Here is a 23,258-nt window from a genome sequence, read left to right as displayed (position 1 = left end):
GTCAGGCATACGCGACCCAAGTCGAATAACGCCGCAGCACTATTAAGGCTTGTCTGTTAGGATTTCGGCCCCGCGCGTGAAAACCTGAATCCGAATTGATATTTCACGGAATTTTGACCGTTTCGTGTGGATCCTGTGCGCGCGGAATCGGTACAGCTACGCTGAACGCAGTGAACGTTAGAAAAATATTATCGGGGCATGCCCGCGTGCATCGCTCTTTGGGGGATTGATGGATCTTTGGACCGCCTTGCAGGCACTGATTCTTGGAGTTGTAGAGGGGCTGACGGAGTTTTTGCCCATTTCCAGTACCGGACACCAGATCATTGTTGCCGACCTGCTCGAGTTCGGCGGCGAACGGGCCATGGCGTTCAACATCATTATTCAGCTCGGCGCGATCCTTGCGGTGGTCTGGGAGTTTCGCCGCAAGATTCTCGACGTGGTGATCGGCTTGCCGACCCAGCCGAGTGCACGGCGTTTTACTGCCAACCTGCTGATCGCGTTTCTGCCGGCGGTGGTGCTGGGGGTGATTTTTGCCGACCTGATTCACCAATACCTGTTCAATCCGATCACCGTCGCGACCGCGCTGGTGGTGGGCGGTGTGATCATGCTGTGGGCCGAGCGTCGGCAACATGAAGTGCACGCCGAAACCGTGGACGAGATCACCTGGAAGGACGCGCTGAAAGTTGGTTTCGCGCAGTGTCTGGCGATGATCCCCGGTACCTCGCGTTCGGGCTCGACGATCATCGGCGGCCTGCTGTTTGGCCTGTCGCGCAAGACTGCGACCGAGTTCTCGTTCTTCCTGGCGATGCCAACCATGGTCGGTGCGGCGGTGTACTCCGGTTACAAGTATCGCCATCTGTTTGTGCCGGCGGACTTCCCGGTGTTCGCCATTGGTTTCATCACCGCGTTCATCTTCGCCATGATCGCCGTGCGCGGTCTGCTCAAGTTCATCGCCAGCCACAGTTACGCGGCATTCGCCTGGTACCGGATTGTTTTCGGTCTGGTGATTCTGGCGACCTGGCAGTTCGGCTGGGTGGATTGGTCGGCGGCGAAACCATGAGTGATTCCCGCGCGCGCCGCCCGGATGGACGACCGTCCGGTAGCGGCATTCAGCATCTGAAACTGAAACTGGCGGTGCTGTTGATCGTGTGCGCGCTGCCGCTGTTCGGCTCGCTGTCGATGTGGCTGCGCGGCATCTCGCTGGTGCCGTTGACCGCTTATGGCGTGGTCAGCGTGCTGGCGTTTTTCATGTACTGGGCAGACAAGCGCAAGGCCCGCGCCGATGCGTGGCGCACACCGGAAAACATCCTGCATGCGCTGGAACTGGCCGGCGGCTGGCCCGGCGCGCTGATCGCCCAACAGGTATTCCGGCACAAGACGCGCAAGGTGTCGTTTCAGATTCTGTTCTGGGTGATTGTGGCGCTGCATCAGGTGTTCTGGATCGATCAGTTGTTTCTCGGTTCGAACCTGCTTTCACTGTTCTAAATCACCACAAATCCTCTTGTAGGAGTGAGCCTGCTCGCGATGGCGTCGCATCAGTCAAGGATATGTCGACTGACACACCACTATCGCGAGCAGGCTCACTCCTACAGGATCGGGTTTACAGCAGTAATCCGATTTGGGTCTTCTTCGGCAACTTGCCCACCACCAACTGGTGCGAACGCTGCAGCAATGCCCGCAATTCCTCGGCACCCAGCGGGTAGGGCGGGTGCATGATGATCCACTGCGCCCGCGCCAGATAAGGCGCAGGGTGAATACCCGGGCGGTCGCAATGGCCGAGAAACAGATCCTTGTCGACCTTGAACGCCAATGAATCCCCGCGCAGCCCTTGCAGGGCAAACATCTTGTTGCCGGCAATCGAGAACACCCGCACGCCGCCCCATTTGTAATCCTCACGCGCACCCGGCAAGGCCAGGCAGAAGGCGGCGACATCCGCTTCGTTCATTTTTCCCTTGTTCATAACAACCGCTCCCCACACGCATTGAACGATTCGACCAGATGATCGATCCATGCCCGCACCGCCGGCATCACCCCGCGTCGATGCGGATACACCGCCTGCAACCAGCCGCCGGGCAACGACCACTCGGGCAACAGTTGCACCAGCGCGCCGCTCTCAAGGTCGGCTTCGCAATACATCATCGGCAGCAGGGTAAAACCCTGGCCGGCGAGCACACAGGCCTTGCGCACGATGAAGTCATCGATGCCTAGCCGCGCCTCCATGTTCAGTTCGACGCTGTTGCCTTGCTCATCCAGCAAGCGCACATGCACCATGCGATCGGCCTCCAGCGCGCCGAGCACCGGCAGGTTCTTCAAGTCCTGCGGATGAGTGATGGTTTTGCCCTCGACAAAGGCCGGGCTGGCGACGACGACCATTTGAGCCTGACGCAAACGTCGAGTCACCAGTAACGGATCTTCATCACCGAGTTCGCGCACACGCAACGCGACGTCGAAACCTTCAGCAACCAGATCCACCCGGCGATTGAGCAGCACCACCTCCAGTTGCACCTGAGGAAATTTGCCGAGGAATTCGCTGATCACCCACGGCAACATTTCCCGCGCCAGACCGGTAGGACAGGATACGCGCAGGCGGCCACGTGGCTCGCTGGACATGCTGGCGACCGCTTCGTCGGCCATCTCCGCTTCCAGCAACATCGCCTGACAGTGACGCAAGTAGCGCTCGCCAACCGCGGTCAGGTTCAACTGGCGCGTGGTGCGTTGCAGCAGACGGGCGCCGAGGCGCTCTTCGAGTTCGGCAATGCGTCGTGACAGTCGAGACTTGGGAATGCCCAGCAAACGCCCGGCCGCCGCGAAGCCACCGGCCTCGACCACCTTGGCGAAATAGTAGAGATCATTGAGATCCTGCATGAAAAGTCCACCGTTCTATCAGTGGGACGAACTATCGCATTGTCGGCGGCTAATCAGCTATTGGTTTCTTCCGTAGGATTGTCTCCATTCCGTCGCCGCCGGCGATTCTTTACAGGAGATTCCACATGAAACTGCTGCACATCGATTCGAGCATTCTGGGCGACAACTCCGCTTCCCGTCAGTTGAGCAGCCAAGTCGTCAAAGCCTGGCAAGCCGCCGAGCCAACCGCCGTGGTCACCTACCGTGACCTGGCCGCCGACGCCATCAGTCACTTCTCGTCGACCACCCTGGTGGCTGCCGGTACCACTGCTGAGCTGCGCGACGCCGCACAACAGCACGAAGCCGAACTGAGCGCCTCGACCCTGGCCGAATTCATCGCTGCCGACGCCATCGTCATCGCCGCGCCGATGTACAACTTCACCGTACCGACCCAGCTCAAGGCCTGGATCGACCGCGTCGCCGTTGCCGGCCAGACTTTCCGCTACACCGAAGCCGGCCCTGAAGGCCTGTGCGGTGGCAAGAAAGTGGTGATCGTCTCCACCTCCGGCGGCATCCATGCCGGTCAGGCGAGCGGCATCGCTCACGAAGAATATCTGAAGCTGGTACTGGGCTTCCTCGGCATCACCGACATCGAAATCGTCCGTGCCGAAGGTCTGGCCTACGGTGAAGAAGTGCGCAACAACGCGATGAGCGCTGCTCAGGCGAAGATCAGCGAGCAGTTGTTCGCCGCCGCGTAAGCATTGCGTAAAGACCAGCTGCCGTTCAGGTAGCCCCTCAAAAAACTCTGTATTCTGGTTCTGCAAGGGCCAGATGCGGAGTTTTTTGTTTCTGACTGTTGCATAATCTGGCCCGGGTTATGCAGTCAAACGATCAACGTCTGAGTGCAACGCCGCGCCGGATTACCGAACCACCGGGTTTCGGGCGTGTCGGAACACAAAGGATCTTTCGATTGAGTAACACAGGGTGGGCCATCCCATGATGCGTCTTTGTGCAACGTTACTGATTTGCCTGCTCGGCAGCCTCGGTTCAGTGCATGCCGCGCCCGGGCGACACCCTGTCTGGAGTGTCGGTTACCACGAAATGACATTCCTCGATCCGCTGGATCTGCAACCGATGCGCGCCATCGCCTTCTATCCTTCCAGCGACCGCGAACATAGCAGCCTGCTTGAGGGTTACACCGTCGAGGCCGGCGCTGACACCAAGGTGGCCATCGGTCGTTTTCCGATGCTGATGCTGTCTCACGGCAACACCGGAACGCCGCTGGCGCTGCATGACCTCGCCACCTCGCTGGCACGCAAGGGCTTTGTGGTGGTCGCGGTGATTCATCCCGGCGACAACTCCAAAGACCACAGCCGCCTCGGCACCCTGAGCAATCTGTATGGGCGGCCGATCCAGATTTCCGAAGCGATCACCGCGACCCTCGGCGACCCGATGCTCTCGCCGTTCGTCAACGCTGATCAGGTCGGGGTCATTGGTTATTCGGCCGGTGGCGAAACCGCGTTGATTCTCTCCGGCGCGCAGCCGGATCTGGATCGTCTGCGCCGCTACTGCCAGGAACGCCCGGACGACCATGATGCCTGCAACACCCAGGGTGAACTGATCGTCGACCGCGACGATTTGCAGCCAGTGGCCGATTCGCGCGTGCATGCCTTGCTGCTGATGGCGCCGCTGAGCCTGAAATTCGGCCGCAGCACCCTGGCGGACGTGCATGTGCCGGTGCTGCTGTACAGCGGCGATGGCGACAAACTGGTGGCCTTCGACAAAAACGCTGCGGCTCTGGCGCGCAAACTGCCGACCGCGCCGGACTTCAAGTTATTGGCCGGGGCAGGGCACTTCGTATTCATGGCGCCGTGCAACGAAGAGCAGATCCGCGCCATGCCGGCGTTGTGCACCGACGCCGACGGCGTGGATCGCGAAGACATTCACCGCAACCTGATCTCCGAGGCCGGGCAGTTCTTCTCGCGCACGCTGGGCAAGCCGAGCCGGGCGGGGATGCAGACCGCGGATCAATAAACGACTCAATCCCCCTGTGGGAGCGGGCTTGCTCGCGAATGCGATAGATCAGTCACTCTATATTTTGACTGACCCACCGCCTTCGCGAGCAAGCCCGCTCCCACAGTGATTTGTACGAAATTTCAGGATGTCGAGTGGCGCTTGAGTACCAAGGTCAACCCCAGCCCGATCACTGACAACAGCGCCGCACTGAAGAAAATCCACGCATACCCCAGATTCAACGCCACTGCGCCCATCAACGGCCCGGCAATCGCCAGCGCCAGATCAAAGAACACCGCGTAAGCCCCCAACCCCGAGCCACGGCTGGAACTGGGCACCTGCTTGATCGCCTCGACCCCCAGCGCCGGATACACCAGCGACAAGCCAAATCCCGCCAGTCCCGCGCCGATCAGGGCGAACGCGGTAGAGGGCGCCAGCCATAGCAACACCAGGCCGACGGTCTCGATGCTCATGCAGGCGATCGCCGAATTGAAGCCGCCAAAACGGCTGATCGCCGAAATGAACAGCAGCCGCGACAGGATGAAACATACGCCGAACACCGTCAGGCAATATGCCGCGCCGCTCCAGCCACGGTTGAGGTAATAAAGGGTAATGAAGGTGGTCAGCGTGCCGTAGCCGATCGACGCCAGAGTCAAACTGGCCCCATACGGTGCAATCCGCCCGAACACCGCCCAAAAAGGCAGCCGTTCGCCGCGTACCACCGGCACCGATGGTTTATTGCGGATCAACACCAAGGCACCCGCGGCCAATATCGACAAGGCGATACCCAGGCTGGCAAAGCCGTAGTCGGCGACCATCACCACGCCCAGTGGCGCGCCAATCGCAATCGCGCCGTAAGAGGCGATGCCGTTCCAGCCAATCGACCTCGCCGTGTGTTCGACACCGACCTGGCCCATGCACCAACTGATGGTACCGACCCCGATTAAGCCCTGTGCCACGCCGAGCAGCAGGCGCCCGACGATCAGAATGATCAGGCTCGGCATCGGGAAGTCCTGCAACAGCGTTGAGATCAGCGTCAGCAGCCCGCTGAGCACAATCCCCGACAAGCCAAAAACAATCGCCCGTTTGGTACCCAGCGTATCCGACATGCGTCCGGCCATCGGCCGACTGAGCAGGGTGGCCAGATACTGCGAGCCGATGACCAGCCCCGCAATAATGGCGCTGAAACCCAGCTGCTCATGCACATAACCGGGCAGCACCGCGATCGGCAGGCCGATGCACAGGAAGGCGACAAAGGTATAAAACACGATGGAGACGATCTGCAGGGTGATCGCCAGGGAGCTTTGCGGAGGCGGTTGCTGCGCAGACATGTGGACTCGTTCGCGGGCGGCGGTGGGAGAGTGGGCATCATGGCTGGGTGCTGGAACAAAAGGAAGCAGGCTAACTATTTTTCCTGGCTATTCCGATTGTTGCTGGTGTCCTCATCGCGAGCAGGCTCACTCCTACAGGAGGGGGCGCATTTCAAATGTAGGAGTGAGCCTGCTCGCGATGGTGTTGGTGCCCGCATAAATATTGGCTCCGAAATGCAAAAAGCCCTGTCACACCGACAGGGCTTTCGCTTGAAGCATGAAGCTGGAGGCTCGAAGCTGCTATTAGAACACCACACCCTGACTACGCAGGTAGTCATCGTAAGTGCCGCTGAAGTCAGTCACGCCGTTGGCGCTCAGCTCGATGATGCGCGTCGCCAGGGACGATACGAACTCACGGTCGTGGCTGACAAAGATCAGCGTGCCCGGGTAGTTTTCCAGCGCCAGGTTCAGCGCCTCGATCGATTCCATGTCCAAGTGGTTGGTCGGTTCGTCCATGATCAGCACGTTCGGCTTTTGCAGGATCAGCTTGCCGAACAGCATGCGACCTTGCTCACCACCGGAAATCACTTTGACCGACTTGAGGATCTCGTCGTTGGAGAACAGCATGCGGCCCAGAGTGCCGCGAATCATCTGCTCGCCCTGAGTCCACTGACCCATCCAGTCGAACAGCGTCACGTCGTCTTCGAAGTCGTGCGCGTGATCCTGAGCGTAGTAGCCCAGTTCCGCGGCGTCGGTCCACTTGACGCTACCGGCATCCGGGGTCAGTTCGTTGACCAGGGTACGCAGCAGGGTGGTTTTGCCGATACCGTTCGGGCCGATGATCGCTACGCGCTCGCCCGCTTCAACCTGGAAGCTGAAGTCTTTGAACAGTGGCTTGCCGTCGAAGCCTTTGGCCATTTTTTCGACCATGACCGCCTGACGGTGCAGCTTTTTGTTCTGCTCGAAGCGTATGAACGGGCTGACGCGGCTGGACGGCTTGACCTCGGCCAGCTGGATCTTGTCGATCGCCTTGGCGCGGGAAGTGGCCTGTTTGGCTTTCGAGGCGTTGGCCGAGAAGCGGCTGACGAACGATTGCAGCTCGGAAATCTGCGCTTTCTTCTTGGCGTTGTCCGACAGCAGTTGCTCGCGGGACTGGGTCGCCACGGTCATGTACTCGTCGTAGTTGCCCGGGAACAGGCGCAGCTCGCCGTAATCCAGGTCAGCCATGTGCGTGCACACGCTGTTCAGGAAGTGACGGTCGTGAGAGATGATGATCATCAGGCTGTTACGCTGGGTCAGAACGTTTTCCAGCCAGCGAATGGTGTTGATGTCCAGGTGGTTGGTCGGTTCGTCGAGCAACAGCACTTCCGGATCGGAGAACAGCGCCTGCGCCAGCAATACGCGCAGTTTCCAGCCTGGCGAGACTTCGCTCATCGGGCCGAAATGCTGTTCCAGCGGAATACCCAGACCCAGCAGCAGTTCACCGGCGCGGGATTCTGCGGTGTAGCCGTCCATCTCGGCGAACTCGGTTTCCAGCTCGGCCACGGCCATGCCGTCTTCTTCGCTCATTTCCGCCAGCGAGTAGATGCGATCGCGCTCGGCCTTGACCTTCCACAGCTCTTCGTGACCCATGATCACAGTATCGATCACGGTGAATTCTTCGTAGGCGAACTGGTCCTGGCGCAATTTACCCAGACGCACGTTCGGCTCGAGCATGACCTGACCGCCGGACGGATCGAGGTCGCCGCCGAGGATTTTCATGAAGGTCGACTTGCCGCAACCGTTGGCGCCGATCAGGCCGTAGCGGTTACCCGCGCCGAATTTGACCGAAACGTTTTCGAAGAGCGGCTTGGCGCCGAACTGCATCGTGATGTTAGCTGTAGAAATCAAAGGTTTTTCCTGCGAAGCATTCTGAGTAGCGAGGGTGCGGCTGGAGCGCTTGGCCCGAGTCAAAGTGCGCTGAAGCGGGACAGTCCCGTCATCAACCAAGGGGGGCGCGTAAAGTTTGGCGGCGATTGTACTGGTCTGGCTCTTTAAGCGATAGGGCGATGACGTCGCGCCTGCTGTTTGGCAGATTCAGCGGACAGTTTTTCACAGATCAGGTTCACTATTGGTTACAAAGTATGGCTAAAATGCCATCCGATTACCCAATAGCCGCTAACGGCATGGGCTCAAGGAAGTGCCACCGGGATAGTATTTGTATTCATGCCACTGCATCAGACCCTGGGCCTCCGGCCGGCAGGCGCGCAGTTTGTTCACTTTTGACGTGTGACGATTTCCGTGAAACTCATCATTGCCGCTATTTATGTCATTTCGATTGCATACGTTCACCTTCGTGGACGTGTGCGTCACAAACTGGGCCGTCAACTGAGCGATCACTCGACGTTTCTGGCCCCGATCAACTGCTTCCTTTACCTGTTTTCGAAGAAGCCGAACAAACCGTATCTCGATCCGTCCGAGTTTCCGGACCTGAGCCCGTTGCAGGCGCATTGGGAAGAAATTCGCCAGGAAGGGCAGAACCTGCTGCGCGCCGGTGAGATCAAGCGCTCGAATCAGTACGATGACGTCGGTTTCAATTCGTTCTTCAAAAGTGGATGGAAGCGTTTCTACTTGAAATGGTACGGCGAGAGCCATCCGTCGGCGATGAAGCTGTGCCCGCGCACCACTGAGTTGGTGCAGAGCATCGGTTCGATCAAGGCGGCGATGTTCGCCGAGCTGCCACCTGGGTCGAAACTGGTTCGCCACCGTGACCCGTATGCCGGTTCGTACCGCTACCACCTTGGTCTCGATACGCCGAATGATGCCGGTTGCTACATCAATGTCGACGGCGAGAGCTACCACTGGCGCGACGGTGAAGCGGTGATGTTTGATGAGACTTACATCCACTACGCCGAAAACACCACCGACAAGAACCGCATCATCCTGTTCTGCGACATCGAGCGCCCGATGAAATATCGCTGGGCGGCGGCGTTCAACAGCTGGTTCAGCCGTACCGTGATGTCCGCGGCCGGTGCGCCGAATGACGCCGGTGACCGCACCGGTGGGATCAATCGCCTGTTTACCAAAATCTACAAGGTTCGCCTGCGTGGTAAAGAGCTGAAAAAGCGTAATCGTGCGCGTTACTACATGGAGAAGTGGGCGATTTTCGGCGGTTTGCTGGCGATCTTCATTTTGATCTGACCGGTGTATCGCGCCTGTTTATGCCATCGCCAGCAGGCTGGCTCCTACAGTGGAATGTGAGTTCAGGAAAGAACGCATTTCAACTGTGGGAGCGATGAGTCTCTCAAAGCCAACCTGTCAGCTTCCTGACAGGAACCGCATCTGATTACGCCCCCGAGGCCTTTTTGGTCTTTCTCGCCGGGGCTGCCTTACTGGCAGGCTTTTCTTTTGCCTTCGCTTTGGCCGGCGCTTTACCGCCCAGGCTTCGTTTAAGCAACTCGGTCAAGTCGATAACATCCGCAGACTTGCGCTCCTCCTCGCCACCCACGGTCTCGACATCCTCGATCTTGCCTTCGTGGGCCTTTTTCTCGACCAGGGCCATGATCTTGTCTTCAAACTCGTCCTTGTAGTCCTCCGGGCTCCAGTCGCCGCTCATGTCCTGCACCAGACGTTTAGCCATGTCCAACTCGCCCTTGGCCAGTTGCGGTTTGGTCACTTCGCTGCCCAGCTCCAGCTCATCAAGGCCGCGGACTTCCTGCGGCCAGCGCAGTTTGACCAGCACCAATGCCGATTCCAGTGGCATCAGTGCCGCCAGATATTGCCGAGTGTGCAGGACGACACGGGCGAGGGCGACCTTGTTGGTTTTGCTCAATGTTTCACGCAGCAACGCGTAGACCTTGCCGCCGCGTTTGTCCGGGGCCAGGTAATAAGGCGTATCGATGTTTTGCAGCGGGATCTGCTCGGCATCGACGAAGGAGAAAATGTCGATGGTCTGTGTCGACACCGGGTGCGCCGAGCGGATCTCTTCCTCGCTGAGCACTACGTAGCGACCTTTTTCATAGGCCACACCTTTGACGATGTGCTCCTTGGTGACTTCCTTGCCGGTGACCTTGTTTACCCGTTTATAACCCACCGGATCCATGCTGCGGCTGTCGAGCCAGTCAAAGTCCACGCCGTGCGAAGAGGTTGCCGACACCAGCGCGACAGGGATGTGTACCAGTCCGAAACTGATCGCGCCTTTCCAGATTGCCCGAGCCATGGTGAGTTCTCCAAGTGATGATCAGGTGACCTGTGGCGCAGTGCGAAAGTTTCCGGCATTTGCGTGGCGCGCGGAGTTGCCGGTCAAGCCGTGTTACATCTTGTTTAAGGGCAACGGGTTAACAAATCCGAACCCGGGGCGTAGCGTGGACTCGAAGGCTCTATCACCTGTGCACCGCGAGGCCACCCCATGAAACGACTACTGCCAGGCATTATCGTTCTGCTCCTTGGGGCCGGTCTGGCGCATGCCGACGTCGCGGCACCGTCCGCGCCGCTATTGCTGGCGCAAAGTCCCACCGGCACCAACAACAATCCCTACAACAGCCCGATCCGCCGGGCCAATCCCAACAGCATGCAGGGCACGCAGCCCAGCGCGCCGGCGATTCGCGGGCCGAATACCGTGCCGACGCCCAGTACGCCCACCGTTGGTAACGGCGGGATTGGCAATGGTCAGCAGCAACGCTCGGTGCCGAGTACGCCGCCCAGATTCATCCCCAACCCACCGCCACGCGATGGAGACAGCAACCGTTGAACGGCGGGACTGCGTCCCTGTCAGCCTTTGAAATGAACAAAAGGAATCGTGCATGTTGCGTAAAACCCTTCTAGCCACGCTGTGCGCCAGCGCGCTGATCAGCGCTCCAGCTTTCGCCGCTGCTCCACAAGAGTTGCAAAGCGAGCAGGGCACCCTTGAAGTCACCACGGTTACTCAAGGCCTTCAGCACCCTTGGGCGCTAGCGTTTCTGCCAGATCGTCAGGGCATGCTGGTGACCGAGCGGCCGGGAACCCTGCGGCTGATTACAGCCGACGGCAAGCGTTCCGAGCCCATCAGTGGCGTGCCGAAGGTCTGGGCCAAGGGCCAGGGCGGTTTGCTCGACGTGGTGCTGTCGCCGGACTTCAAACAGGATCGACTGGTCTATCTGTCCTACGCCGAGGGCGGTGGCGCCGGGGACAAGGCCGGTACGGCGGTGGGGCGTGGGCGGCTGTCGGATGACCTGAAGACGATCAGCGATTTCAAGGTGATCTTCCGTCAGGAGCCGAAACTCTCGACCGGCAACCACTTCGGCTCACGACTGGTGTTCGACCGAGACGGTTATCTGTTCATCACCCTGGGCGAAAACAACGACCGGCCGACCGCGCAGGATCTCGACAAGCTGCAGGGCAAGGTCGTGCGGATCTTCCCCGACGGCAAAGTGCCGGATGACAACCCGTTCGTGGGCCAGCCCGGTGTGCGTCCGGAGATCTGGTCGTACGGCCAGCGCAACCCGCAGGGCGCGGCGCTCAATCCGTGGAATGGCACTATCTGGGAAAACGAACACGGCCCCCGTGGCGGCGATGAGGTGAACATCATTGAGCGCGGCAAGAACTACGGTTGGCCGCTGGCGACCCACGGCATCAACTATTCGCTGCAACCGATCCCGGAAGCCAAGGGCAAGAGTGTCGAGGGTGCGGTTGATCCGCACCATGTCTGGGAGAAGTCCCCCGGTGTCAGCGGGATGGCGTTCTATGACGCTGACCGCTTCAAGCCTTGGCAGCAGAACCTGTTTATCGGCGCGCTGGTCAGTCAGGAGCTGATTCGTTTGCAGTTTGACGGGGACAAGGTGGTGCACGAGGAACGGCTGCTGGGTGAGCTGAAACAGCGGATTCGTGATGTGCGGCAGGGGCCGGATGGCTATCTGTATGTGCTGACGGATGAGGAAGAGGGTTCTTTATACAAGGTCGGCCTGAAGTAACTTCACTTCAAATTTTCACAGATGTCCTGTGGCGAGGGAGCTTGCTCCCGTTGGGTTGCGCAGCAGCCCCAAAATCTTGTGAGCGCTACGCACTCATGCGGGAGCAAGCTCCCTCGCCACAAAAAAATCTCTAGAGCGTAACGATAGTTGGCGTAGCGCGGGCATACAAAACCACCGCCGCGCGCAATTTGCCACGCCCAAACCGGCTCATCTTCTCAAACTCGCCATGGCTGACCGGCACATGCTGGCAGTCCATCGGCTGACGATGCTGGCTGTGATCGACATCCGGATCGTGCAGATACACAAAGTCTTCATCGCAGTCGGTCACCATGACCCAATGCGGTGATTTGGAGCGGGTCAGGCGATAGCTGCTGATCAGCACCAGAGGCTGTCCGCCAGCCTGTAACAACTTCGGCAAATCCAGGTGGGTGCCAATCTGCCGATCGATGTCGGTTTCGTGCATTTGCGCAGTGAACTCCTCGTGCACCAGGCGCATGACGTCTTTTTTATGCTCATCGCGCACGCCATCGAGGAACAATGGCCCGGCCATACTCAGCTGCAAACGCACCTTAAAACCCCGTCGCCAGGCCGCCAGTGCCAAGCCCTGGGGGCTGCAGCCACCATGGCCGGAGGTCATGAACACCGTGGTCGCTTCACGCCAGATCTGCAATTCCTCACGCCGCTCCAGCAAGCGCTCAGGTTGCAGCGCGCCCATGGCCATCAGCAGGCAAGCCGGGCCACAGGTGAACTCAGTGGTTTGCGGGTAATAGGGCACCTTGATGTTGCGCGAATCACGGTGCTGAACAATGCGCTTTTCCAGACGCAACGCATCGGCGTGGTCTTCGTAGTAATCGTGAATCAACGCAAAGCGTCGGTAGCCGTTGCGCTCGTAAAGCGCGATGGCGGTGGGGTTGTCGATACGCACTTCCAGGCGCAGGTATGCGCAGTCATGCTCGACGGCGCAGGCCTCGATACGTTGCAGCAACTGTTTGCCCAATCCGCTGCCGCGAGCTTCCCCGGCAATGGCGATCGAGTACAGGCGCGCCAGCGAGGTGCCGCGATGAAACAGCACCAGTGCGTAGCCGAGCAATCGACCGTCGATCTCGGCGACCATTAGCTGCGCGTGGGCGCGGGTGATCATCCACTGAAAGCTGCGGCTGGTGAGCCGGTCGGTGGTGAAACATTGCATTTCCAGGGCCAGCAACGCTGGCAGATCTTCAACTACCGCCAAACGAAAAACAGCACTCATATGACCACCGTAAAAGTTGCGTAACGAAACGGGACTTTCGAAAAACTTCGTGCTTAATAGAAATGGTCTTGTTCTCCAACGGATCAATCTCTATGTCAGCGGTACAGGGTCATTGGCGCGAAGTATCCGAGCAAAGTTTGCCGGCGGCAACTTTTTTAAATCCAGCCATCAGAACTTCCAGTCAAGTGTTGATTATCGTCGAACGCAAGGAAGACTGGGCCTCCTACTTTCCCAGCGAGGACATCGTCACGGCTCAGGAATACCTCGAGCAAACCCGTGACAGCGAGCCGGGCAAGCGGGTGCAGGTGATCAATCTGTGCCGCAGCTACAAGTACCTGGGCCACGGTTACTACTGCTCGCTGCTGGCTGAAGCCCGCGGCCACAAGGTGATTCCATCGGTACGTACCATCAGCGAGCTGACGAAAAAATCACTTTACGGTCTGGCACTGGACGATCTCGATAAAACCCTGGAAAAGGCCCTCAGTCATCACCTTTACAGCGATACCGAAGGTTTCACCTTGACTCTTTACTTCGGCAAGACGCATATCGAGCCGCTGCAGGATCTGGCTCGACAGTTATTCGAAGTGTTTCCTTGTCCGATCCTGTTAGTTGAGTTTCGTCGAACTAACGGTTGGCACATCGAAGGCATAAAGTCCGGCGCTCTGCACAAGTTGCGTGATGACCAAGAAGATCAGTTCGCCAATGCGCTGGACGGCTTCAGCCGTAAAGTCTGGCGGGCGCCACGCTCGCCACAAGTGGCGCGTTACGACCTGGCGATCCTGCACGATCCGCAGGAAGCCTTGCCGCCATCCAACGCCAAGGCACTGGAAAACTTCGTGCGGGTCGGCAAACGCATGGGCATCGACGTCGAACTGATCGAGCGCAGGGATTATGCGCGGATCGCCGAGTACGACGGCTTGCTGATCCGCGAGACCACCAGCGTCGACAACCACACCTATCGCTTTGCAAAAAAAGCCGAAAGCGAAGGGCTGGTGGTCATGGATGATCCGACGTCGATCCTGCGCTGCACCAACAAGGTGTATCTGACCGACCTGCTCAACAGCCACCAACTGGGCATGCCCGCCACCGAAATTCTCTACAAGGAACGACCGGAAGACTTCGAGCGGGTCGGCGAACGCCTCGGTTTTCCGCTGGTGCTGAAGATCCCCGACGGCTGTTTTTCTCGCGGAGTGATCAAGGTCGAAAGCCAGCAGGCGTTGCTCGAAGCCACCGCCGAACTGTTCGAGCACTCAGTGTTGCTGCTGGCTCAGGAGTTTTTCTACACCGAGTACGACTGGCGCATCGGCGTGCTCAACCGCAAACCGATCTTCGCCTGCCAATACTTCATGTCCAAGGGACACTGGCAAATCTACAACCACAAAGCCAAGGGCCAGGACATCAACGGCGAGTGTCGCACCCTGGCCGTGCACGAGGCGCCGCGAGCGGTGGTGGAACTGGCGGTCAAGACCGCCAACCTGATCGGCGATGGCCTCTACGGCGTGGACCTGAAACAGGCCGGCGACAAAGTGGTAGTAATCGAGGTCAACGATAACCCGAACCTCGACGCCGGCATTGAAGACGCCTACTTGCAGGACGATCTGTATTCACTGGTGCTGGAGGAGTTCGTGCGACGGCTGGAGCTCAAGCGTCGCGGCCAGGCCTGGTGAAGCGCCGATGATCAGCAGTTTCGCATTGAGTCATGGCGCGCTGCAGCGGGTCGAGCGGCTGGACGCCGAGGTGATGCTGTTCAGCAATCCCGATGCGGCCGAGCGCGATTTGCTGCACAGCCACTACAAGGTCGACGAACACGCGTTGGCCTCGGCGCTGGACCCGGACGAGGTTTCGCGAATCGAGTTTCACCCCGATCACTTGTTCCTGATCTGGAAACGTCCGGAAAACTATTCCGGCGGTGGCAGCCTGGCGTTTGAGGTGTCGTCCTGCGGCCTGCTGTTCGCGCCCGGGCAACTGCTGGTGATCGCCACCGACGACACGCCGCTGCACGGCATCGGCACGCGCCAGCCGCTCAATGCACCGCTGGATGTGCTGCTCGATTTGCTGTTCAACAACATCCATCACTACCTCGGCCATCTGAAGGTGATCAAACTGGTGGCCCGCGAGCTTCAACAGAAATTCAACGCCTCGATGCAGAACCAGCATCTGGTGCAGATGTTCAACCTCAGCGAAAGCCTGATCTATTACATAAATGCTCTGCACAGCAACGGCGCGGTGCTGACGCGGCTGCGCAATCACGCGGAAAAACAGCATTTCGGCAGTGAAGCGATCGGGCTGATCGACGACCTGATCATCGAGAATAACCAGTGCTACAAGCAGGCGGAGATCTACTCCACGGTGTTCTCGGGGCTGATCGATGCGCGCGGCAACTTGATGAATAACAGCATGAACAACCTGCTGCGCAAGTTGACGTTGATCAACGTGGTGTTTCTGCCGTTGAACCTGATTGCGAGCATTGGCGGGATGTCCGAGTTCAGCATGATGACGGCAGGCACGCCGTGGTGGATTTCTTACCCGTTGTTTCTGCTGGTGATGTTGTTGGGGGCGGGGGGGATGTTGTTGGGGCTGCGGCGGCTGGCCCAGTGATTGATCGGTGCCTGAGCTGACACCTTCGCGAGCAAGCCCGCTCCCACAGTGGATTGCGGGTTGGCAGGGGATCTGTGCCTGATACAAATCCCTTGTGGGAGCGGGCTTGCTCGCGAAAGCTATTTCAGCAGCACCGGAGGCTCTGGATCAGCCCGCTGGATCTGGCACAATCACTTTCCGGCGCTCCCGAACCCCACGCACCACCAGATACAACAACGGCCCAATCGACACAAACACCGCCGTCAGCAACAGATACGGCACCACCGACCAGATCGACATTCCTCGCGCTCGCGCATCCTTGACCATCCATACCCCGGCCAGCGTCGCCAGCAGATACAGATCAATCACCACCTGCGCCGTGTCCGGACGCGACATCAGGCTGATACCGAAGTCGATCAACGACTGTTCGGCCTGGAGCATCACCGATACGGTGTAGCCAGTAAACGCAATCAACGCAGTGAGGGGCAGGGCGACAGACATCATGCATTCCTTCCTTGGGGTGATGAGCAGAATCGCCAGCCTACCTTGGCGTCCGCAAATAAGCCATTGACTCGCCGGCCGCCGCCGGGCTAATTTCAGGCCCATGACTTCCACCGTATTGCGTTGCCAGCCAAGCATTATTACCGCCATTCCTTATTTGGCGGGCTAGCTCACGACTGCAGCACCCAACCCGCCCTAGAGGCGGGTTTTCATTTTCTGTCTCCGGGGTTCTGATCAAAACGTCAGGAGACGATCATGCCGCACAGCCCCGACCAGCAAGCCCTGCTTGAGCAGTACGTGAAAAGGATCCTCGCCGCGCCGGTCTACGACATTGCTGTGCGCACGCCGTTGCAAGCGGCGCCTGCGCTGTCCGAGGCGCTGGGCAACCGGATCCTGCTCAAGCGCGAAGACCTGCAACCGACGTTCTCCTTCAAGATCCGTGGCGCCTACAACAAGCTGGTGCAATTGAGCGATGCGCAGAAAGCAAGCGGGGTGATCACCGCTTCGGCGGGCAACCATGCCCAAGGCGTGGCGCTGGCAGCGCGGGAGCTGGGGATCGCGGGGACCATCGTCATGCCCTCGACCACCCCCGAACTCAAGGTGCTTGGGGTACGAAGTCGGGGTGCCGAGGCGCTGCTGCACGGCGAGAGTTTTCCGTTTGCCCTGGCCCATGCGCTGCAACTGGCCGAGCAGACCGGGCGCACTTTTGTCTCTCCATTCGACGACCCGGACGTGATCGCCGGCCAAGGCACGGTTGCCATGGAAATCCTCCGTCAGCATCAGGGGCCGCTGGATGCGATCTTCGTTCCGGTGGGCGGGGGCGGCCTGATCGCCGGCATCGCGGCGTACGTCAAATACCTGCGACCGGAGGTACGGATCATCGGTGTCGAATCGGAGCATTCGGCCTGCCTGAAGGCGGCGCTGCAAGCGGATGCGCGCGTTGTGTTGCCCAGTGTCGGAACGTTCGCCGATGGCGTGGCGGTGGCGCAGATCGGCGCTTATGGTTTTGAGGTGTGCCGGTTTTGCGTGGACGAGGTGGTCACTGTCAGCAATGACGAGCTGTGCGCGGCGATCAAGAATATCTACGACGATACCCGCTCGATCACCGAGCCTTCCGGGGCATTGGCGGTGGCCGGCATCAAGCAATACGTGGCGCGCAGCGCTGTTCGCGAGCAGACCTTCGTCGCGATCGACTCCGGCGCGAATATCAACTTCGACAGCCTGCGCCATGTCGCCGAGCGCGCCGCGGTGTGCGGCGTCCCGGCGTGATAACACTCAGGGCAGCAGTGGGCGCAGGAAACTGCGCTCGTAGCTGACGATGAATTTCTTCTGCACCAGTGATTCCACCAGCGCCGTGCTTTCCGGGTCGGTCAGCGCGATGTGCCGGTAGCTTTCGTAATCGGCCAGCGAGGGAAAGCTGAACAGGCAATAAGCGATGTTGCTCGCGCCCTCGGAGGGCAGGAAATAGCCGTGATGCGTGCCGCCCAAGCGCTCGACGATGCCCAGCCAGGCCGTGGCGTAGGCCTCGAACTCGGTCAATTGGTACGGATCGATCACGTATCGCACATGGCAGGTAATCAAGTTTGTTGCTCCCTGTTCAGGTCATTCCGCAATGGCAGTGCCGACCTTGTCCGAAGCCGACCAGATGCGATAGCGCACCTCGACATCTTTCGGGGCGTAGATCACCAGTGGCAGCTTGCTGTTGTAGCGCAGCATGAAGCCGTCACCGACAACCGGGACAAAGGCGCGTTTCTTTGCGGTGCCGGGTGGGCAGGCCATCATGGTACTCATCGGGCCGATGACTTTTTCCAGGCGGTAGAACGGATAGCCCCAGCCTTCGAGGTTTTTCTCGTCCAGAGCGCCGCCCAGGCGCTGGCGATTGCAGTCGACTTCCAGGGTTTTGCCGGCGAGAACTTCAACCTGGAAGTTCTCCTCCTGATCCTGTTTGGGCAGGTAGATGACTTGGCGGGTGAAGCCGTTTTCCGCCTTGGGATACGGCGCGACGTCTTCGAGTTTGGCCGCGTGGGCGAGGGTAGACAGGCCAGCAACGAGCAGACCGATTGTCGCGCGAGCGCGTAAAGAACCCATGAAAGCCTCCTGGCGGGTGTAGGGTGGATGTCGGGCATTCTCACTGTCATCAGCGATGAATGCAAACCGGCGTCGACTTGCAAATTGCAGTGCTCAGGAAGGTCGATCTTGCATTTTGCAACTGGCCAACTGCTGGCCAGCGCGCCAAGTGCTTGATTTCATGAGGGTCAAAATGACCCGATGAAAGGCACGTTTTATGCGTCGCTTTGGTGCAGCGCACCGGCTTCGGGCGCCTACACTCCAATGGGCATTTCGCAGTACAACCGTTTGCCGCACCAGGGAATCAGCGGGGACACACCCGTGCAGGGGCAGCAAAAGCGGTCAACGTGAAGAGTTGATTGGCAGTTTCATCAATAAGGAGAGGTTCACCATGTTTCTGTCTGCCTTGGAACTACGCAATATCATTGAAAGCAGTTTTCTCCCTAAACGCTGCCAGTGCACGCTGTCGCCAGACCTGTCGATGACCGTCAAGGTCTTCGGTGACCACCAGACTGACCAGGTTGATCTGCACGTCAGCGGTATCGACGCCAGCCATCTCAATGGCTGTCGCGAGATCAATGAACTGATTGCCGGCCTGCGTTCGGATCTGGCGCAACAAACCACACCACAGCATTACAGTCCTCGCTCCAGAGCGCTTTAACTCACCGTTTCACCCAGTTCGACCGTCACGCGCCGGGCCTGCACAAAGCCAAGGCCCAGCGCGAACTCGACCAGCACCGCGAGCAGAATCCCGGGGCCGGCGTGGCCGTTCAGCCATTCGCCAAAACCCAGTACCGCCAAACCAAAACAACCGACGATAAACCCGTTACCCAGGGCATTGCGACCCAGCGACGGCGGCGCGCTGCGCACCAGATAAAACATCACCCCCAACGCCGCAAACAGCACCGCACTGCGCCGCGCTACAAAACCGGCAGCGACCGAATACTCAATGCTCCAGATCGCCAGCAACACCTGCGGGAAAAAGCCCCAGGCCAGCGCCAGCACGAAACACAACAAAGACGTGATGAACGACAACGTGCGAAACGACAACTGCATGGCGAGTCCTTGCGGCAGTGAGAAGTGTCCCCGAGCATAACCCGCGAGCCCCTCACCGCCTACCGCAAAGCCGCAAATCAGAGCCTTCTGTCAGTTCTGGAAGCTGCAGGCGTCAGACATTTTCCGGTAGGTGATTTCCGCCGGCTTGCCTGCATTGTCGATGTACTTCATGTCAGCGGTGATGACCTTGCACTGCTGCGTCTGTGGCTCTGTCAGCGAGATCACTTTGTTCACATGCAACGGCATGCCGTACTGGTAAGGAACGGGCTGGGTAGCAGCGTTGGTATCATTGGCCTGAGCCAGCCCGGCGAATGCGCTGCAGGCGAGGGCGGAGGTGAGCAATAGCGTGCGAATGTTCATGAATCGGACTCCCGTACGACGGAATGAGCGTTCGGCGCCATACGGCCGAACCTGCCGCACTCGGCGTCAGCCAGGAGCTGAGGTGTGCGGTTCAGTACAGTCTTGGACTGCGGCGTTAAGCGATGGTTAACCTGGCTGAACGCCGGCTGTCTGGAAGAGAGGGATGACCTGGCTGAATCGAGCAAATCAACAGCGGTTGTCACCGACAGCGCGCCGATGGTCATCAATACCGAAGCCAACCCCCGGCATCCCCGCCATCCAGCACATCCGCGCGCGCAGCGATCTGCTTGAAACCCTGCATTCCGTGTGCTTCAGGCACAGCGATGTTCAGGACGTTTCACGCATTAAGCACGGGCTGTATCGCTGGCGCAGGATGGCAATGATTTGTCGCAGGTTGTGCAGCAAGAGAAATCACGCGGTTCTCAACTGAGCGCTGCCCGCCTGAGGAATCATGGCCAGCTGAACCTCTACATTGTTCTCTTTCTTCGCCAGCCAGCGTTCGATATTGATGTCATGTTCTGGCCCTTGAGTCGCTGAGCCATAGATATCTTCAGGCGTGATTTTTTGGAAGCTGAGGGTGTGCAGTCGTTGTCTTGACGTATCGATGCGCCCCATCTCAGCTCGGAGCGAATTGATTTGCTGTAGAACAGTTCGGCGATCAGGCTGAAAAGAATGATTTAGCTCAGCCTCCTTGGCCTTCAAGCGTTCCTGCATTTCCTGCAACTGATAGTAGATCTGATCGTATTCAGTCTTGGTCACTACTGTACGACCGGCATCTTGAGTTTGCTGCCATCGGCGAAGTGTCGCCCACGCATTTGGAATATAGGATGGGACCATGTAGTGGTCAGACATCTGGAACAGTTGCTGGATAAACATGGCACGATCAGGTAAGTCGCCGAACTTTTTCAACGCTCGTGTACAGGCGGCTTCTTCGATGGATTCGCATCCGGGGTTCCAGAGCACAGCAGATTGTTCGCGCCCCTTGAAATGCACCGGCATGAAATGGCGCAACTCCCCTTGGTGCTCATAAGGTGCTCCTCCGATTCGCGTCAACCCCAGAGCGAAAATAAGAGCACCTAGAGGCGCTGTAATGAAGCTGAGTACCAGTCCAGGTATCCAGACGCTTTTTCTAGTGTTCATCCAAGGCGCGGGAACACTCGGGATTGGGTCGTTGTCGTTGACCATGCGGTGATGCGCCAAAGCTGCTGCACCCTCCACGAACTCGGCATCGCCGGCTCTTGGCGAGCCGTAGGTATAAAGCAAAATGTCATAACCATTTGGGTGCCGTCTCAAGGACTCAGCAAGGAGTGTGGCGATTGCTCCCCCCAAGCTGTGCCCGCAGATAATTATCTTTTGCCCAGTGTGAAATTGGCCGAGATAAATCTCGACAAGTTTACTCAATGCTTCGTAAGCCTCGTAAAAGCCTTGGTGAGACTTGCCGACACCCGCTGCAAAGGGAATCTGCTCAGCATCGGTATCACGTATGAAGTCGACAAGTTCCAATGTGCCCCGGACGGCAATCAATATGATTTCGTCATGATGAGTTATGAAGGCTTGAGTGTTGGTTCCTTCATTGCTGTCGTCAAAGAAGTGCAGTTTTGCAGGGTGCTCTTGTTTTTCATTTAAGTCAGGTTTGTTCTGATCATAAAGTGCCGGGTCGAAAGGCAGAATCTCGAATCGTTTCGAATAAGGAACATCTTCATATAAAGGGTAGTAAGCTTTTGCCTGTTCTGCGTTAACTTTCCATGGCTCCTTGTAGCTAGCCATCCCTTCAGCAAACATATTCCCGACACTAGGGTCAAGAGGAAAGCTAACCGTATCTTTGGGGTTTTCAGCTGGTGATTGACCGAAATTGCAATAGCTTAAGGCAGCAAATAAAGACAATTGATAAAGATTCAATGCGCTGAACTTGTTGTCTTTCGAAAGTATTGGCCGAAAAGCACGTAATGGTCTGACCTCAAGCACGGCATGCTTGTTAGGTAATAATGCAACTCCGCGAAGCTCTGACTCCTCTGGGCCAAATCCCAAGTCGCCCATGATTTTAAGCAGGCTGAAATTTGGTGGGTACTTTCTGGTTGAGTAAGGGGGCAAGTGAGCGGATTTGCTTACAAGGTCTTTAACTTCGACGTGAAAAAATTGCTGAGCGTTATTCTTTGCAGGGTTATTTTCAACGCGTGTACCATCCTTTTTTACAAAGCGCGTTTTCTCTGCTCGTACCTGGAGCTCAGTAATTGGAAGAGGATAGCTACTCCGTTGAGATAGAGCACTGTAGAGGTTATCCGTACCTTTGTAAGGGCTGTCAACAGTGAGTACAACAGGTCCTTGATAGTGGTTCATGACCTTGGCCGAGCCATTTGCATCCAGTACGCCGACATATTGTTGATGAGCGCTATCGCTCAAGACGTAACCAAGGCCAGCGTACGGCTTGCCGTCGCCATTTTCATCAACCAGTTGAAAGCTGATCCAGTCGCCACGCAATGGGCATGCTTCCGACTTTCCGCTTAACATGGGGTCGCAAGTTTTTTGTGATGCCATAAAAAATATCCTTATTCAGTACAGTTTGGGTACACAGTGCACTCGCGACCGTCAGGCATTTTAAAAGACTTGAAGTCTTTTGTGTTGCCGCGACAAAATCCGTATTGATCATCAAGATTTTCGCCCATGCAACGCTTCCATCCCTCTGGAAATTTAATCCACGTATCGCCCATGTAGGGGCGCTCCTCTTTGGAAAGGGAGAATTCTACAGTAAGCGTTTTTCCAGCCAATTGAGCTCGTGAAATAGAACTGGTGGCAGAGTCTTTTTCGGGTTGCGAAGTTTCTATGGCTTTGCATTTCAATATTTTTGTTATGTATCGATTTGATCCGATTGTGCGGAACAACCACTCGCATTCTCTTTTTAATGAGAGATGTGAGGGGGAGGGCTGGCTATTTGCTTTGGCGTCTTCAAACGCAATGCTGGTGTAATCTCGCCCTAAGTTAAGTCTGGCAGCACCGTATTTCGCATCTACTTCGTAATCAAAACGCTTCAAAACCAAAGGACAGCCGTCTCCCGAGCTTGAAAGTGGGATCGTAAAATGCGCTGTCTGAGCTTTTTCACTTGGTTCCTGTTTGAAAATTTTTGACCCTGGATGATTCTTGCCACTTTTTGGCGGGACTTTGCAGGTTTCTCCAGTGCGAGGAGTATAGATAGCTTCACCCTTCACCTCGAACCCCGGCGGAAGCTCAGTCACCAAAGTAAAACTGTCCTCCTGAGCAACCGAACAGCCAGTTGCTCCAATCGCACTCAGCCCAATCAGCAAGCTGCGAAACCCATTGGAAGTATTGCGATGAAGCATTTGATTGTCCTTTGTCTCG

The 23,258-nt window shown here is 57.8% G+C and carries 23 protein-coding genes and 2 pseudogenes; 12 read left to right on the top strand and 13 right to left on the bottom strand.

Annotated features, from left to right (window positions below; genetic code table 11):
• Positions 1–229: 229 nt before the first annotated feature.
• Complete coding sequence (locus tag E4T63_RS14870; protein WP_098964138.1) at positions 230–1,060, top strand: undecaprenyl-diphosphate phosphatase; 831 nt, start codon at positions 230–232, stop codon at positions 1,058–1,060.
• Positions 1,057–1,485, top strand: a complete 429-nt coding sequence (locus E4T63_RS14865; protein ID WP_135295888.1) for a DUF1294 domain-containing protein — start codon at positions 1,057–1,059, stop codon at positions 1,483–1,485. Before E4T63_RS14870 ends, E4T63_RS14865 begins: the two co-directional genes overlap by 4 nt.
• 115 nt (positions 1,486–1,600) lie before the next feature.
• On the opposite strand, the gene E4T63_RS14860 is transcribed toward E4T63_RS14865, so the two are convergent.
• Both E4T63_RS14860 and E4T63_RS14855 read right to left on the bottom strand, forming a co-directional pair.
• Positions 1,601–1,960 (bottom strand): MmcQ/YjbR family DNA-binding protein, encoded by a 360-nt coding sequence (locus tag E4T63_RS14860; protein ID WP_098964137.1) that lies wholly within the window; start codon positions 1,958–1,960, stop codon positions 1,601–1,603.
• Positions 1,957–2,865, bottom strand: a complete 909-nt coding sequence (locus tag E4T63_RS14855; protein ID WP_007964611.1) for a LysR substrate-binding domain-containing protein — start codon at positions 2,863–2,865, stop codon at positions 1,957–1,959. The genes E4T63_RS14860 and E4T63_RS14855 overlap by 4 nt, the downstream gene beginning before the upstream one ends.
• A 125-nt stretch (positions 2,866–2,990) precedes the next feature.
• Here E4T63_RS14855 and E4T63_RS14850 point away from each other — a divergent pair, with 125 nt between their 5' ends.
• Both E4T63_RS14850 and E4T63_RS14845 read left to right on the top strand, forming a co-directional pair.
• Positions 2,991–3,602, top strand: a complete 612-nt coding sequence (locus E4T63_RS14850; protein WP_064587669.1) for an FMN-dependent NADH-azoreductase — start codon at positions 2,991–2,993, stop codon at positions 3,600–3,602.
• 238 nt (positions 3,603–3,840) lie between these two features.
• Complete coding sequence (locus E4T63_RS14845; RefSeq protein ID WP_027612711.1) at positions 3,841–4,878, top strand: alpha/beta hydrolase family protein; 1,038 nt, start codon at positions 3,841–3,843, stop codon at positions 4,876–4,878.
• 122 nt (positions 4,879–5,000) lie between these two features.
• On the opposite strand, the gene E4T63_RS14840 is transcribed toward E4T63_RS14845, so the two are convergent.
• On the bottom strand, positions 5,001–6,188 hold the full coding sequence (locus E4T63_RS14840; RefSeq protein ID WP_098964135.1) for an MFS transporter: 1,188 nt from the start codon (positions 6,186–6,188) through the stop codon (positions 5,001–5,003).
• A 282-nt stretch (positions 6,189–6,470) separates the two neighbouring features.
• On the bottom strand, positions 6,471–8,057 hold the full coding sequence (locus tag E4T63_RS14835; protein ID WP_027612713.1) for an ABC-F family ATPase: 1,587 nt from the start codon (positions 8,055–8,057) through the stop codon (positions 6,471–6,473).
• Between the two features lie 390 nt (positions 8,058–8,447).
• Here E4T63_RS14835 and lpxO point away from each other — a divergent pair, with 390 nt between their 5' ends.
• Positions 8,448–9,347 (top strand): lipid A hydroxylase LpxO, encoded by a 900-nt coding sequence (gene lpxO / locus E4T63_RS14830; protein WP_098968420.1) that lies wholly within the window; start codon positions 8,448–8,450, stop codon positions 9,345–9,347.
• A 145-nt stretch (positions 9,348–9,492) separates the two neighbouring features.
• Here the strand turns inward: lpxO and E4T63_RS14825 are convergent, their stop codons facing one another.
• Positions 9,493–10,365, bottom strand: a complete 873-nt coding sequence (locus E4T63_RS14825) for a Ku protein (RefSeq protein ID WP_134786487.1) — start codon at positions 10,363–10,365, stop codon at positions 9,493–9,495.
• 189 nt (positions 10,366–10,554) lie between these two features.
• On the opposite strand from E4T63_RS14825, the gene E4T63_RS14820 reads away from it, so the two are divergent.
• Both E4T63_RS14820 and E4T63_RS14815 read left to right on the top strand, forming a co-directional pair.
• Entirely contained in the window at positions 10,555–10,896 is a 342-nt protein-coding gene (locus tag E4T63_RS14820) for a hypothetical protein (protein WP_098964134.1), read from the top strand.
• A gap of 52 nt (positions 10,897–10,948) precedes the next feature.
• A complete protein-coding gene (locus tag E4T63_RS14815) occupies positions 10,949–12,094 on the top strand; it encodes a PQQ-dependent sugar dehydrogenase (RefSeq protein ID WP_135295887.1) in 1,146 nt (381 codons plus the stop codon).
• A gap of 130 nt (positions 12,095–12,224) precedes the next feature.
• On the opposite strand, the gene rimI is transcribed toward E4T63_RS14815, so the two are convergent.
• Complete coding sequence (gene rimI / locus E4T63_RS14810; RefSeq protein ID WP_134786485.1) at positions 12,225–13,343, bottom strand: ribosomal protein S18-alanine N-acetyltransferase; 1,119 nt, start codon at positions 13,341–13,343, stop codon at positions 12,225–12,227.
• Positions 13,344–13,435: 92 nt separating this feature from the next.
• On the opposite strand from rimI, the gene E4T63_RS14805 reads away from it, so the two are divergent.
• Entirely contained in the window at positions 13,436–15,010 is a 1,575-nt protein-coding gene (locus tag E4T63_RS14805; RefSeq protein WP_096796561.1) for a RimK family protein, read from the top strand.
• Positions 15,011–15,017: 7 nt separating this feature from the next.
• Positions 15,018–15,941, top strand: a complete 924-nt coding sequence (locus tag E4T63_RS14800; protein ID WP_135295886.1) for a magnesium transporter CorA family protein — start codon at positions 15,018–15,020, stop codon at positions 15,939–15,941.
• Between the two features lie 147 nt (positions 15,942–16,088).
• Here the strand turns inward: E4T63_RS14800 and E4T63_RS14795 are convergent, their stop codons facing one another.
• Positions 16,089–16,424 (bottom strand): DUF2834 domain-containing protein, encoded by a 336-nt coding sequence (locus tag E4T63_RS14795; RefSeq protein ID WP_098964130.1) that lies wholly within the window; start codon positions 16,422–16,424, stop codon positions 16,089–16,091.
• 208 nt (positions 16,425–16,632) lie between these two features.
• Here E4T63_RS14795 and ilvA point away from each other — a divergent pair.
• Positions 16,633–17,666 (top strand): annotated as a pseudogene (gene ilvA, locus E4T63_RS14790) (threonine ammonia-lyase, biosynthetic); the annotation flags it as partial.
• Between the two features lie 30 nt (positions 17,667–17,696).
• Here the strand turns inward: ilvA and E4T63_RS14785 are convergent.
• Both E4T63_RS14785 and eco read right to left on the bottom strand, forming a co-directional pair.
• Positions 17,697–18,002, bottom strand: coding sequence for an NIPSNAP family protein (locus E4T63_RS14785; RefSeq protein WP_135295884.1), 306 nt, complete (start codon positions 18,000–18,002; stop codon positions 17,697–17,699).
• Between the two features lie 21 nt (positions 18,003–18,023).
• A complete protein-coding gene (gene eco, locus E4T63_RS14780) occupies positions 18,024–18,509 on the bottom strand; it encodes a serine protease inhibitor ecotin (protein ID WP_135295883.1) in 486 nt (161 codons plus the stop codon).
• Positions 18,510–18,879: 370 nt separating this feature from the next.
• Here eco and E4T63_RS14775 point away from each other — a divergent pair, with 370 nt between their 5' ends.
• Positions 18,880–19,149, top strand: a complete 270-nt coding sequence (locus E4T63_RS14775) for a DUF1652 domain-containing protein (RefSeq protein WP_007964586.1) — start codon at positions 18,880–18,882, stop codon at positions 19,147–19,149.
• Here E4T63_RS14775 and E4T63_RS14770 read toward each other — a convergent pair.
• Together E4T63_RS14770 and E4T63_RS14765 are read right to left on the bottom strand one after the other, a co-directional pair.
• On the bottom strand, positions 19,146–19,544 hold the full coding sequence (locus E4T63_RS14770; protein WP_135295882.1) for a hypothetical protein: 399 nt from the start codon (positions 19,542–19,544) through the stop codon (positions 19,146–19,148). The genes E4T63_RS14775 and E4T63_RS14770 overlap by 4 nt on opposite strands.
• Positions 19,545–19,634: 90 nt before the next feature.
• Positions 19,635–19,904, bottom strand: coding sequence for a DUF2790 domain-containing protein (locus E4T63_RS14765; protein WP_027612725.1), 270 nt, complete (start codon positions 19,902–19,904; stop codon positions 19,635–19,637).
• A 168-nt stretch (positions 19,905–20,072) separates the two neighbouring features.
• Between E4T63_RS14765 and E4T63_RS28705 the strand changes: the two are divergent.
• Positions 20,073–20,312 (top strand): annotated as a pseudogene (locus E4T63_RS28705) (hypothetical protein); the annotation flags it as partial.
• Positions 20,313–20,315: 3 nt separating this feature from the next.
• Here the strand turns inward: E4T63_RS28705 and E4T63_RS14755 are convergent.
• A complete protein-coding gene (locus E4T63_RS14755) occupies positions 20,316–22,439 on the bottom strand; it encodes a lipase family protein (protein WP_135295881.1) in 2,124 nt (707 codons plus the stop codon).
• An 11-nt stretch (positions 22,440–22,450) separates the two neighbouring features.
• Positions 22,451–23,239 carry a hypothetical protein gene (locus E4T63_RS14750; protein ID WP_135295880.1) on the bottom strand — a complete coding sequence of 263 codons (789 nt, stop codon included), beginning with the start codon at positions 23,237–23,239 and terminating at the stop codon, positions 22,451–22,453.
• Positions 23,240–23,258 lie beyond the last annotated feature (19 nt).

Source organism: Pseudomonas fluorescens (assembly GCF_004683905.1).
GTDB classification, from domain to species: domain Bacteria; phylum Pseudomonadota; class Gammaproteobacteria; order Pseudomonadales; family Pseudomonadaceae; genus Aquipseudomonas; species Aquipseudomonas putida_A.
Note: the sequence above shows the minus strand (reverse complement) of the source record. Positions and strands in the feature narration are given on the sequence as shown.

Excerpts from the sequence above, each read along its gene's own strand:
- E4T63_RS14870 (WP_098964138.1), top strand. The coding sequence starts at position 230 with ATGGATCTTTGGACCGCCTTGCAGGCACTGATTCTTGGAGTTGTAGAG.
- E4T63_RS14865 (WP_135295888.1), top strand. The coding sequence starts at position 1,057 with ATGAGTGATTCCCGCGCGCGCCGCCCGGATGGACGACCGTCCGGTAGC.
- E4T63_RS14860 (WP_098964137.1), bottom strand. The coding sequence starts at position 1,960 with ATGAACAAGGGAAAAATGAACGAAGCGGATGTCGCCGCCTTCTGCCTG.
- E4T63_RS14855 (WP_007964611.1), bottom strand. The coding sequence starts at position 2,865 with ATGCAGGATCTCAATGATCTCTACTATTTCGCCAAGGTGGTCGAGGCC.
- E4T63_RS14850 (WP_064587669.1), top strand. The coding sequence starts at position 2,991 with ATGAAACTGCTGCACATCGATTCGAGCATTCTGGGCGACAACTCCGCT.
- E4T63_RS14845 (WP_027612711.1), top strand. The coding sequence starts at position 3,841 with ATGATGCGTCTTTGTGCAACGTTACTGATTTGCCTGCTCGGCAGCCTC.
- E4T63_RS14840 (WP_098964135.1), bottom strand. The coding sequence starts at position 6,188 with ATGTCTGCGCAGCAACCGCCTCCGCAAAGCTCCCTGGCGATCACCCTG.
- E4T63_RS14825 (WP_134786487.1), bottom strand. The coding sequence starts at position 10,365 with ATGGCTCGGGCAATCTGGAAAGGCGCGATCAGTTTCGGACTGGTACAC.
- E4T63_RS14820 (WP_098964134.1), top strand. The coding sequence starts at position 10,555 with ATGAAACGACTACTGCCAGGCATTATCGTTCTGCTCCTTGGGGCCGGT.
- E4T63_RS14815 (WP_135295887.1), top strand. The coding sequence starts at position 10,949 with ATGTTGCGTAAAACCCTTCTAGCCACGCTGTGCGCCAGCGCGCTGATC.
- rimI (WP_134786485.1), bottom strand. The coding sequence starts at position 13,343 with ATGAGTGCTGTTTTTCGTTTGGCGGTAGTTGAAGATCTGCCAGCGTTG.
- E4T63_RS14805 (WP_096796561.1), top strand. The coding sequence starts at position 13,436 with ATGTCAGCGGTACAGGGTCATTGGCGCGAAGTATCCGAGCAAAGTTTG.
- E4T63_RS14800 (WP_135295886.1), top strand. The coding sequence starts at position 15,018 with ATGATCAGCAGTTTCGCATTGAGTCATGGCGCGCTGCAGCGGGTCGAG.
- E4T63_RS14795 (WP_098964130.1), bottom strand. The coding sequence starts at position 16,424 with ATGATGTCTGTCGCCCTGCCCCTCACTGCGTTGATTGCGTTTACTGGC.
- eco (WP_135295883.1), bottom strand. The coding sequence starts at position 18,509 with ATGGGTTCTTTACGCGCTCGCGCGACAATCGGTCTGCTCGTTGCTGGC.
- E4T63_RS14775 (WP_007964586.1), top strand. The coding sequence starts at position 18,880 with ATGTTTCTGTCTGCCTTGGAACTACGCAATATCATTGAAAGCAGTTTT.
- E4T63_RS14770 (WP_135295882.1), bottom strand. The coding sequence starts at position 19,544 with ATGCAGTTGTCGTTTCGCACGTTGTCGTTCATCACGTCTTTGTTGTGT.
- E4T63_RS14765 (WP_027612725.1), bottom strand. The coding sequence starts at position 19,904 with ATGAACATTCGCACGCTATTGCTCACCTCCGCCCTCGCCTGCAGCGCA.
- E4T63_RS14755 (WP_135295881.1), bottom strand. The coding sequence starts at position 22,439 with ATGGCATCACAAAAAACTTGCGACCCCATGTTAAGCGGAAAGTCGGAA.
- E4T63_RS14750 (WP_135295880.1), bottom strand. The coding sequence starts at position 23,239 with ATGCTTCATCGCAATACTTCCAATGGGTTTCGCAGCTTGCTGATTGGG.